The 10,705-nt window shown below is 71.3% G+C and carries 9 protein-coding genes; 4 read left to right on the top strand and 5 right to left on the bottom strand.

Features of this window, described 5'->3' with window-relative positions:
* Positions 1-1,029: ABC transporter permease (locus ACH4MY_RS26955; protein WP_398006303.1), on the top strand; the 1,029-nt coding region annotated here is incomplete at its 5' end.
* Between the two features lie 87 nt (positions 1,030-1,116).
* On the opposite strand, the gene ACH4MY_RS26950 is transcribed toward ACH4MY_RS26955, so the two are convergent.
* Positions 1,117-1,539 carry a flavodoxin gene (locus ACH4MY_RS26950; RefSeq protein ID WP_398006302.1) on the bottom strand — a complete coding sequence of 141 codons (423 nt, stop codon included), beginning with the start codon at positions 1,537-1,539 and terminating at the stop codon, positions 1,117-1,119.
* A gap of 170 nt (positions 1,540-1,709) precedes the next feature.
* On the opposite strand from ACH4MY_RS26950, the gene ACH4MY_RS26945 reads away from it, so the two are divergent.
* On the top strand, positions 1,710-3,110 hold the full coding sequence (locus tag ACH4MY_RS26945) for a pre-peptidase C-terminal domain-containing protein (RefSeq protein WP_398006301.1): 1,401 nt from the start codon (positions 1,710-1,712) through the stop codon (positions 3,108-3,110).
* Between the two features lie 346 nt (positions 3,111-3,456).
* Here ACH4MY_RS26945 and ACH4MY_RS26940 read toward each other — a convergent pair whose 3' ends face one another.
* The 3 genes from ACH4MY_RS26940 to ACH4MY_RS26930 all read right to left on the bottom strand — a co-directional run bounded on the left by ACH4MY_RS26940 (position 3,457) and on the right by ACH4MY_RS26930 (position 7,505).
* Positions 3,457-5,058, bottom strand: coding sequence for a PA domain-containing protein (locus tag ACH4MY_RS26940; RefSeq protein WP_398006300.1), 1,602 nt, complete (start codon positions 5,056-5,058; stop codon positions 3,457-3,459).
* Positions 5,001-7,055 carry a S8 family peptidase gene (locus tag ACH4MY_RS26935; protein WP_398006299.1) on the bottom strand — a complete coding sequence of 685 codons (2,055 nt, stop codon included), beginning with the start codon at positions 7,053-7,055 and terminating at the stop codon, positions 5,001-5,003. The genes ACH4MY_RS26940 and ACH4MY_RS26935 overlap by 58 nt, the downstream gene beginning before the upstream one ends.
* Before the next feature lie 168 nt (positions 7,056-7,223).
* On the bottom strand, positions 7,224-7,505 hold the full coding sequence (locus tag ACH4MY_RS26930; protein WP_398006298.1) for a hypothetical protein: 282 nt from the start codon (positions 7,503-7,505) through the stop codon (positions 7,224-7,226).
* Positions 7,506-7,741: 236 nt separating this feature from the next.
* Here ACH4MY_RS26930 and ACH4MY_RS26925 point away from each other — a divergent pair, with 236 nt between their 5' ends.
* Positions 7,742-8,713, top strand: coding sequence for an acetylxylan esterase (locus tag ACH4MY_RS26925; RefSeq protein WP_398006297.1), 972 nt, complete (start codon positions 7,742-7,744; stop codon positions 8,711-8,713).
* A gap of 111 nt (positions 8,714-8,824) precedes the next feature.
* Positions 8,825-9,286: a hypothetical protein gene (locus ACH4MY_RS26920; protein WP_398006296.1), complete on the top strand. Its 462-nt coding sequence runs from the start codon at positions 8,825-8,827 to the stop codon at positions 9,284-9,286.
* A gap of 202 nt (positions 9,287-9,488) precedes the next feature.
* Here ACH4MY_RS26920 and ACH4MY_RS26915 read toward each other — a convergent pair whose 3' ends face one another.
* The gene (locus tag ACH4MY_RS26915; RefSeq protein WP_398006295.1) at positions 9,489-10,679 is read right to left on the bottom strand and encodes a cytochrome P450; all 1,191 of its coding nucleotides are present in this window, start codon (positions 10,677-10,679) and stop codon (positions 9,489-9,491) included.
* Positions 10,680-10,705 lie beyond the last annotated feature (26 nt).

Raw genomic sequence — 10,705 nt, 5'->3', positions numbered from 1 at the left:
GCCGGCGACCGACTCGTCTCCGATCTCCGCGGCGGCCCGTCGGCCGCCGGGATCGCCGCCGTGACACCGCTGCTCAACGCCACAGGGCGGGCCACCGATCCGGGACACCGCAGCCCCCAACCGCTCGACACCGCCGTCGTCGGCGTGCCGGACGGGGCGATCACCGGCATCACCTTCCGGGAGCGGCTGCCCGGCCTGAACAACGACCCCGCGGTATGGCGTGCTCTCGCCTCCGACCCCCGCTACGTCGTGCTCGACGCCTTCTTCGGCAGCACCGGCGGCCCGGCCGGCGACTACTACGATCCCGGCGACACCCTCACCCTGACCGACCCCCGCACGGGCCGAAGCGAACAGAAGATCATCGCCGGGGTACTCAGCAACGGGTTGGTCTTCTACCCTGGCACCGGCGCCAGTTCGACCACCTACCCCGTGGTGTCGAGCGAGCAGGCGACGCGCGAGCTCTTCGGCGCCCAGGCCCAGAACGCCTCCGCACTGGTCAGAACCAGCCCCGGAACATCCCCCGACGCCCTGGCGACCCGACTGCAGGGCGAGCAGCTCTCGTCCAGCCTGGTCGCCACACCCATCGAGTCGGACATCCGCCAACAGTTCGACTCCAGCACCGCCTTCTTCCGCCTCATGCAGGGCTTCCTCGCCCTGGGCCTCGGCGTGGGCATCACCGGCCTCGGCGTCGTCATGGTCCGATCCGTACGCGAACGCCGACGCACCATCGGCATCCTGCGAGCCCTCGGCTTCCGGGCGCGGACCGTCCAACGGTCCTTCCTCTGGGAGAGCACCTTCATCGCCATGGAAGGAATCGTGCTCGGCTCCCTCCTGGGCGTGCTCACCACCTGGCTGATGTACGCCAACAGCGCCGCGTTCGAGGGCCTCGAAGGAGGCTTCCCGGTCGAATGGACCAGCATCTGCGGCCTGGCCGCAGCCACCTTCGCCGCGTCCCTCCTCGCAACGATCGGGCCGGCCCGCCGCGCTGCCGCCATCCGCCCCGCGCTCGCGGTCCGCGTCACCGAATGACGAGCGACTCGGGAGGGCTCGTCTCACCCACCCCGGTGCTGAGGCAGCGCCGTCACGAGATCCGCTTCCCGGCGCACCGCCACCTCGTCACGCGTCGAGCTGCCGGGCGATGTCGTCCGCCCAGGCGTCGATCGCCGCCCAGTCTCGGTGGTCCCCGTAGCGGCAACCGAGCAGTCGGAACAGCAAGGCACCCTTCCGGTCGAGGTGTTCGCGCCGGATTACACCCGAGATACGCCGATGGTCCCGAGGGCGGACAAGCTCGACGAGAGCGGCGATGCGTGGCTGCACCATACGTTCGGCAAGCCGGCGCAACGGTCCCGGCAGGGCCGCGGCCATGCCGACGCTGAACATCCACGTCGGTTGATCACCCCAGCGATCGGCGTTGCTCCTGGTGAAGCCTTCCGCCACCGGCAGCCAGGCACCGTCGTGGACCGCGCTGCCCAGCACGAGCGCGTCGCCCGGCAAGGGCCCCTGCCCCTCGGAGGATGCGCGCAGCGCCTGGATCTCCACACGGTGTCCGTTGCTGGGCGCGTCGCTCGACCCCGCGTCCACGGTGATCGACGAGGCCGCGCTGCACTCCCCGGTCGAGCGGACCTTCAGGGCTGTGAGGGGCGCTCGGCGCACTCTCCGAGGCTCACCCGACCCTCGCCGACCAGCAGATCACGGGCAAACAGATCGCGGTGCCGCGGGACGCGACCCGGCTGGAGGTGAACATCGGCAACGCCTCCGACAGGAACGCCGACCTGGACCTGTACCTGATCGCTCCGTCCGGCGCGCTGATCGCCTCCTCCACCAACGGAGGCGCCCGCGAGTCGCTGAACGTGAAGAACCCGGCGCCCGGCTACTACCTGATCTACATCGCCGGTACGGACATCCCCTCCGGCAGCACCACGTTCGACGTCCAGGACACCCTGTTCTCGACGTCGCTCGGCTCGGTGACCGTGGACAGCGCGGAGCCCGTCCACCTCACCCCCGGCGAGTCCCTCCGGATCCGCGGCCGCATGGTCGCGGACATCGCCCCGCCGGCCGGGCGGCGGCTGGTGGGACGGTTCTCGCTGGCGACGGACGCGGGCACCGCACTGGGCGGTGCGGATGTCCTGCTCGGCAGGGTCACGCAGCCGCAGGCCGAGGTCACCGGCTCGTTCGGGCCCGCGCTCGGGTTCAGCCTGGACGACAGGGGACGGGTCTCGGGCTCCCAGCAGGTCGCCGGCGTCACCCGGCCGGTCCGCTGGGCTCCGGGCAGCGGTGTCACTCTGCTGGCCAACCCCGGTACCGGCACCGGCTACGCCCTGGCCCAGAGCCCGTCGCAGGGCTACGCCACCGGCCAGTTGACCGTCGCCAAGCAGACCCGCGCCATCCTCTGGAACGCGGAAGGTGAGCTCACCCCGCTGCCGCTGCCGGGCTGGGAGGCGTACACCTACGCCCGCGGCTTCGCCGTCACCGACGAGGGCACCGTGATCGGCAACGCCACGGGGCTGGTCAGGAACCCGGCGACGGGCCGCGACCAGACGGTGAACGACGGGTACATCTGGAACGCGAAGGACGGATACCGCAAGCTCGCCCACCTGACGGACAACCGCTCACTGACCGAACCGCTCGCCGTCAACGACGCCGGTGTGGTAGTCGGCCACTCCTCCAAGGACGGCAGGCGGCACGCGGTGCGGTGGGACGCCGACGGCAGGATCACCGACCTGGGCACGCTCCCTGGCATGACCGACAGTTTCGCCAGGTCGGTCAACTCCTCCGGAACGGTCGCCGGGAGCAGCGGTGACGACGCCTTCGTCCTCAAGCCGGGCGGCACGATGACCCGGCTGCCCGACTTCGGTTTCGACGCCGAGGCGAAGCAGGTGAACGACGCGGGGTGGATCATCGGCACCGCCGAGACCGCGCCCGACGTGACCACGGCCGTGGTGTGGAACCCCGAAGGCCGCATGCACGACCTGGGCTCGATGGTCGACTCCTCCCACTGGAGCCCGATGGAGGGCATCGGGATCCACGCCCGGGGCGAGGTCGCGTTCTACGCCATGGACCTGAAGGACGCGGGGAAGACGAAGATCGTCGTGGCCGGCCTGCCCGGCTGATCCCCCGCACGTCGCGGTTCGGCGGTCGCACGTCCGTGACCGCCGGCCGCGGCAGTGGGGGCACACCGTTGGCTGGCACGCCTTTGGCCGCCATGCCTTTCGAGCCGGGCAGGGTAGGGCATCCGGCCGCCCGGCACACGGTCCTCGGGCAACGCCGATCGGCTGCCGGCCCGTGGATACGGGCCGGCAGCCGACAGACTCGGAGGATCCTTCGGAATCACTTCAGACCGAAGGCAAGGATCACCTCCTGCTCGACGGTCAGCCCGTTCGCGGCCTCGGCGCCGGCCTTGAGCGACACGAAGCCGCCCGGCGTCCTCGGCAGCTTCAGCTCCGCCGACCAGGAGCCTCACCCGTCACGGTCCAGAGCGACCGGCTGCCAGGTGGCGCCGTCGTCGTACGACACCGACAGCGTCGCGGAATCCGCGTACGTGGTCGAGTCGAGCCACTGCTGAGTCGAGGCGGAGAGGGTGAGCTCGATGCGGCGTCCGGACTCGACGTCGCCCGCCAGGTCGGTGTCCACCTCGAAGTGCGGCTGAAGCAGTTTCACCGACTCCCGGCCCGAACCGGCGGCCATCGCCCCGGAGGTGAAGCCCCACTCGGAGTGGCTGCGCACGGCGGTGTGCCAGTCCGCCGCGTTGCGTGCGCTGTCCATGACGAGCCGGTACGGCAGAGCTTCGGCGGGTCGGTTGCGCGCGGTCACCGAGCGGCTCGAGGACTGCCCGACCAGGGATTCACCCTGGTACAACGCCATCTTGGTGGTGCTCTTGTCCAGGAAACCGGACCGGTCGACGGCGCCGCCGTCGGCGTACGGGGTGACGGCCAGCGACAGGGTGTTGTTGCCGTCGCGGTAGGGGCCCGCGTACGCGGAGCCGATGCCCGGGTGCTGGACCGGGGCGAGCCAACTGGTGGTGTAGTTCTTGCCGGCCGTGTGGTTCAGCCGCCCACCGGAGGTGTTCTGGACTCCGCGCGAGTCCCAGGTGGTGTGGTCCTCGAACCAGGAGGAGCCACCCTCCAGGTGGTCCACCCATTCGGTGCGGACCATCGGGTAGGACTCGTCCATGTTGTGGACGACGCCGGCGCCGTAGGTGGGAACGTCGTAGCGGTAGCCGTACCCGGTGGCGGCGCGGTCCGAGTAGAGGCGGTTGGCGAGCTGCGCCAGGTCACGGTCCGGGTCGGGCGCGTAGGTCAGCGAGCGGTCCGGAACCCGGTCGGGGTGGCGGGACACCAGGTCGTACAGGTAGCGGGGGGCACCCTGGGCGTCGATCACGAGTTCCTCGCCGCGCTCGTCGCGGTCGAGCAGGTCGGCCACCTGCGACTGGTGCACGGTCACTACGGGGATGCCGGTCAGGCCCGTCGTCGCGTAGGACTCGTTGAGTCTGCCCGGCCGGTCGCTGAGGACCATGAGCAGTTTGGCGCCGGCGGCCTCCGCGTTGGCGACCCGGGTGCGCGGCGGCACCGCGTCACTCCTGTCCACGATCACGGCCTTGCCCTTGACGTCCAGGCCCGCGTAGTCGGCGGCGGCACGCGTGTGGACGTACGCCGTGTGCAGCCGGTGCCTGCCGGTGAGCAGCATGCTGCGGGTCTGCACCATGGCGGGCACCGAGCCACCGCTCGCACGGTAGGTGAACCGGGGCTCCTGAAGGTTCCAGCGGGTGAGGAACTGGAAGTCGCCCTCGCTGACCTTGTCGGTGGGGCTCACCCACAGCTCGTCCACCACGATCGGCATGGTCACGACGCTACGGATGACGTTGCCGTCCTCCACGGTGCGGACCATCTCGTACTGCGTCTCGCGCGTCTCGGTCGACTTCGGTGTCCTGGCGCTGATCAGCCGGGCCTTCGAGGCGTCGAGAGTGACCGTGGCGTCATCGTTCAGCCTGGTCTCGGGGTCGATCAGCAGCGCCTGTGCCGCCGTGTTCCTGCCGGCGCTTCCACATCGATCCGCGACCACACGACGTAGTTGCCCGGAGGCATGCGCAGGGTCTTGGTACCCGCGACCTCGAAGTCCGTGGCTGTGGTCGATCCGAGCCGTGACAGGTGAACCCACCCCGTCGCGGGCTTGCCGTCCCGCCCCCGCACGTCGATCCTCAGGTCGTAGAGCTCACGCTCCTTGGCCAGGGCGAACCCGGTGTGGGCCACGACCGTCCCGGTGGCGTGGTCCTTGGCGACCACCTGTCCGGAGAAGGTGGTTCCCACGGCGGCCTTCGCCGGGTCCAGCGAGAGGACGGCCTCGGCGCTGCCGCCGGCCGGAACGGTGACCTGACCGGCGGAGAGCGTGTACGCGTCGGCCGAGGTGTCGGTGGCCAGGTCCAGGGTGACGGGCCGGTCGCCCTGGTCGCGGTAGGTCACGGTGCGCTCGGCGACCGGGTCGCCGGCGCTGTGCGGCCAGTCGTACGAGGCGGCGGCGACCGAACCCGTCGCGGTGATCTGCGCGTCGACGGCAGCGGGGACGTCGACCCGCCCGGTGCCCATCTCGTACGGGGTGTAGTCCGGCAGCTGCTTGGACGTGCTCATCAGCGCGTCCTTGAGCTGCTGACCGGTCCAGTCCGGGTGCCACTGCTTGAGGATCGCGGCCACACCCGCGACGTGCGGGGTGGCCATCGAGGTACCGGACATGGTGCGGTACATGCCGGTGGTCCCGGGGACCGCCTGCGATGCGGCGGCGGTGATGTTCACGCCGGGAGCGGAGATGTCCGGCTTGAGGCCGGAATTGCCGACAAGCGGTCCCTGGCCGGAGAAGGGAGCCCGCGCGTCGGACCTGTCCACGGCGGCGACGGTCAGCGCCTTCTCCGCGGAGCCGGGGGTGGAGATGGCCCCGGGGTCGTAGGCATTGCCCGCGGCGATCACGAACAGCGGTCCGCCGTCGGCCGACAGCGCGTTGACGGCCTGGGCCATCGGGTCGGTGCCGTCGTCGGGCGTGGTGTCGCCCAGGCTCATGGAGACGACCGAGGCGCCCTCGGCCTTGGCCCACTCCATGGCTTCGATGATCCCGGAGTTCTGCCCGTAGCCGTCGTTGCCGAGCACCTTGCCGACCAGCAGATCGGCGGCGGGGGCGACACCCTTGTCGGCGCCGCCCGAGGCGGCGCCGGAGCCGGCCACGGTCGAGGCGACATGGGTGCCGTGACCGTTCTCGTCGAGCACGGCCTGACCGGGGACGAAGCTCTTGGAGCCGACGATCCGGTCCTTCACGTCCGGATGACCGGGGTCGATGCCGGTGTCGAGCACCGCGACCTTGACACCCGTCCCGTCGAAACCCTCGGCCCAGGCCTTCGGCGCGCCGATCTGCGGCACCGAGTCCTTCAACGCGCCCTTGACCCGGGCGTCGAGCCACAGCTTCTTCACTCCGGTCGAGAGCGTACGGCTGGTGCCCGGAGTGGCGACGACCTCGTTCCAGAACGCCCCCTGCCCGGATCGCCGAACCGTCAGCGCGGCGCCGTGGATGCTGTCCAGGCGATGCGTCAGGGAGCTGCCGGTGGGGGCGGCGGGCACGGAGCGGGTCGCGGCGCCGTACGTGGCGATCACGGGAAGGCCGTCGACACGGGCGTCGTCGTAGCCCATCGCGATCAGCCCGGTGACGTCGAACAGGCGACGGTCCAGGGTGCCGGCGGCGATCAGCGGGGCGGCCTCGTCGGGAATGACGTAGTAGTCGTCGCCGAGCTGCTGCACCTCGACGCCGCCCGCGGTGCCGTCCGCACGGTCGACGGTGAGGGTGTCACGGGTGCCCGGCCCGTCCGTGTAGTGGACCACGTCACCGGTGATCAGGGTGACGTCGTAGGACCGGGTGTCGCTCGCCGGGGCGGGTTCACCGTAGACGACGGGCTGGGCGGTGGCCCGCAGGGGTATGAGCAGGCCGCCGGCCACGGCCGCCGCACAGGTGAGCGCCGCCATCTGGCCGCGCCACCTGCGCGTGGGCCCGGCGTAGCCGGGGATGTGGGTTACGGAGGTCATGCGGAGCATCATCAGCCCTGCCGGGCAGATGGTTGTCCCCTACACGGTGGCGGCAAGTCGCCTGGCCACTGACCGCCACATTCCGGTTCGGTCGCCACGCCACCGTCTTGCGGGGAGAACGGCGAGCACCCTGCCCTCCGTTCGCGGGGCGGCCGCCCGCCGCGCGGTTCATTCGGCGGTGACGTCCAGGAGCCGGCGGGTGCGGGCGCTCGCACCGCTGAGGGCGAGGGGGATGCCGAGGCTCGCGCACATGCGGTGGGCACGGGAGAGGGCGCTGAGGGTGGCCGGAGTGGGTTCGGCGCTCGGGACCTCGACGACGACGCGGGTGGGACGGTGCGTCTGGACCAGGGCCTGGACCTGGAGGGCGGCGGCGGCCCGGTTGGTGACGTCCAGGTCGCGGTGGAGCGTCACGTGCAGCACATGGTGACGTACGGCGTGGCTGATGAGCATGGTGTCCCTCCGCGCAGGACGACGAAGGCCCACAACTGGACACGCTGTGGGCGGTTCGTCCGAGGATGTCACGGGGACCGTCCAGGTGGCGTTCTCGTGGCATCGACGGCGCGGAGTGTCAGACCGGAGCGATCGGCATTCACGTACATGAATACGATCATCGTGCGGGCCGGGGTGAACCGGTCGACATATCGAACGTGACCCTCCCTCACCGGGCGACTCCCCAGGCGGTTCTCATGACCCAGTTCGACCTGCCCCTCGACCAGCTCCACGGCTATCGCAGCGCTTCCGTGGAGCCGGAGGACTTCGACTCCTTCTGGGCCGAGACCCTCGGCGAGGCACGCGCGCACGAGCTGGACGCACGCTTCGAGGCGGTCCCGACGGGGCTCTCCACGGTGGAGGCCTTCGACGTGACCTTCGCCGGTTTCGACGGACAGCCGGTCAAGGGCTGGTTCGTCCTCCCCGCTGGTACGACCGAACCGCTGCCGGTCGTGGTGGAGTTCCTCGGGTACGGCGGCGGGCGCGGCCTTCCGCACACACATCTGCTCTGGGCCTCGGCCGGGTTCGCCCACTTCGTGATGGACACCCGGGGGCAGGGCAGCGGCTGGGCGACCGGTGACACCCCGGACCCGGTGGGCAGCGCGCCGTCGTTCCCCGGCTTCATGACGCGCGGCGTCGAGGATCCGTACACCTACTACTACCGGCGGCTCTTCACCGACGCGGTCCGTGCCGTGGAGGCCGCCCGCTCGCACCCCCTGGTGGACGCGAGCCGTACGGCGGTGACCGGCGTCAGTCAGGGCGGCGGGATCACGATCGCCGTGGCGGGGCTGGTGAGCGACCTCGTGGCGGTGGCGCCGGACGTGCCGTTCCTGTGCGACTTCCCCCGTGCCACGACGATCACGGACCGCACCCCGTACCGCGAGATCGGCAACTACCTCAAGACGCACCGCGGCCGGGTGGAGCGGATCCGGGCGACGCTCGCCTACTTCGACGGGGTCCACTTCGCGGCCCGCGCCACGGCGCCGGCGCTGTTCTCGACGGCCCTGGAGGACCTGACCTGCCCGCCGTCGACGGTGTTCGCCGCCTTCAACGCGTACGCCGAGGACGAGAAGGCGATCGAGGTGTACGACTTCAACGACCACGAGGGCGGCGGCGCCTTCCAGCAGGCGGCCCAGCTGCGCTGGCTGCCGGGCAGACTGCGCGGCTGAGACCCCGCCCCGCTCGGCCGGCTCGGGTTCGGCCACCCGCGCCGGGGACGAAGGCCCGCGGGGACGGACCCGGCGGAGTCACGCCGCTCCACGGGTGACACGATTCCCGTCGTGGAGAGCACGCGCGTGTGGAACGACGGACCCGTGGGCGACGAGGCGGGGGACGGCGCCCTGGGGCGGCTGTTGGGCGGGGCCGCGCCCGGCGGGACGGACCGGCGGATCGTGACCGGTGCCCTCGCCTGCCGCTACTGCGACGCGGACCGGTTCGAGGTGACCCCGTGGGAGTGCTTCTGCGAGGGCTGCTGCCTGCCCATCGGCGTACAGGACGGGGATGTGCACGAGAGCCCGGACACCCCGCTCCGTCGGCTTGAGCCCTCCGCCGTTCCGGCTCCGGGGACAGACCCGAAGGTGCTCACATGCCCTGCGGGGCACGACCTGTTCCAGGTGGCCGCCGCGTACACGCTCGACACGGACGGCCGGGTCCTGCGTCTGTCGGTCGGCCTGCGGTGTCCCGTCGACGGCGCGCTGAACCTGTTCGTCGACGACGCCCGCGTGGTGCCGGTGGCCGGCTGACGGCCGGGCCCTCCCGTCGTCCCGGCCACGGGGCACGAGGCACTGCGGGTACGGTCCGGAGCCCGGACCGGGTCCCGGACATGGGCCGGAGCCCGAACCGCGCAGCGGGTTCGGGCTCCGGCGGGGTGCACGGGTGTCGTGCACCGGCGTGGTGCCCGCCTCCCGGACGGGCCGCACGCTCACTGGTTTCAGTGCCAGTACTTCATGGTCGTACCTCCTCCCCCGTCTCTGGACGCAAGGTGACCTCGAAGCGGTCGAGACCGCGAAGGGTCAGATTGCGCCGGTGGTCCGGTTCCGCGACCGCCCGTGCGTCGGGGTGGTCCTTGGCCAGGGTCCCGAGGACCGATCCGGTGAGCCGGATCGCCATGGACGCGCCCAGACAGGCGTGGGCCCCGCGGCCGAACCCGAGGTGTGGGTTCGGTGCGCGGTCGAGTCGCAGCTCTGTGGGGTGGTCGAAGCGGAGCGGGTCGTGGTTGGCCGCGCCCAGGAAGAGCGTGACCGGATCACCCGCTCTCATCGTGACGCCACCCAGTTCGGTGTCGGTGACGCAGACCCGGGCGTCCGCCTGGACCGGTGCGTCGTACCGGATGAGTTCGTCCACGGCCGCGGCCGGGGTCGCCCGGAACGAGGAGAGCGCGCCGGGGGTGGTGAGGAGGGCGGCCGCCGCGTTGCCGAGGAGCCGGGACGCGGATTCGTAGCCGGCGTGGAGAACGGCGCGCAGACTGTTGCGCAGAACCGTTTCTGCTACGCCACTGTCCGCCGCGTGCTCGGCGACGTACGCGATGAGGCCTTCCTTGGGCGGGTCGGCGAGCCACCCGCCCGCGTACTCCGCGAGCCGGGCGCGGGCGGCCACGGCGGGCTCGTGCTTCTCCGGCCACAGGCCGGCGTCCATGCCGTCGACGACGGTACGGGACATGGGCACGAACCAGTCGAGCTCGGGAGCCGGGACGCCCAGGAAGGCGGTGACGAAGCGGAGGGCCACCGGCTCGGCGAGCTCCCCGACGAAGTCGAAGGAGGGGCGCCGGGCCAACTCCGCGAGGAGATCGTCGATCTGCCCCTCCAGACCGTCGTGCAGCGCCTGGCGGTCCTGTGCCCGGAAACCGTCGAGCAGCAGATGCCGGATCGCGGTGTGCTCCGGCGGGTCGAGCGTCTGCACGCTCAGGAGCGGGGCGGGGATGTCCTCCCCGGCGCGCCGCCAGTCGGAGGCGAAACGGTTGCTGTCGGTGAGCACGGCGAGGCAGTCGGCATGCCTGGTCAAGACCCAGGAACCGAGCAGTTCGTGCCAGAAGACGGGGGAGGTCTCCCGCATCCGGTCGTACGACGGGTACGGGTTCCGCAGGATCGACGGACGGGCCAGATCCAGAATCGGGTCCACGGCTGCCGCTTGCTCCACGAAACGTCTCCCCCTGCGCATAGGGC

The organism is Streptomyces sp. NPDC017246 (assembly GCF_044331325.1).
In the GTDB taxonomy this organism is placed as follows: domain Bacteria; phylum Actinomycetota; class Actinomycetes; order Streptomycetales; family Streptomycetaceae; genus Streptomyces.
Note: the sequence above shows the minus strand (reverse complement) of the source record. Positions and strands in the feature narration are given on the sequence as shown.

Bases quoted from the DNA above. Each gene is read 5' to 3' on its own strand.
- ACH4MY_RS26935 (WP_398006299.1), bottom strand. From the start codon at position 7,055: ATGACCTCCGTAACCCACATCCCCGGCTACGCCGGGCCCACGCGCAGG.
- ACH4MY_RS26930 (WP_398006298.1), bottom strand. From the start codon at position 7,505: ATGCTCATCAGCCACGCCGTACGTCACCATGTGCTGCACGTGACGCTC.
- ACH4MY_RS26925 (WP_398006297.1), top strand. From the start codon at position 7,742: ATGACCCAGTTCGACCTGCCCCTCGACCAGCTCCACGGCTATCGCAGC.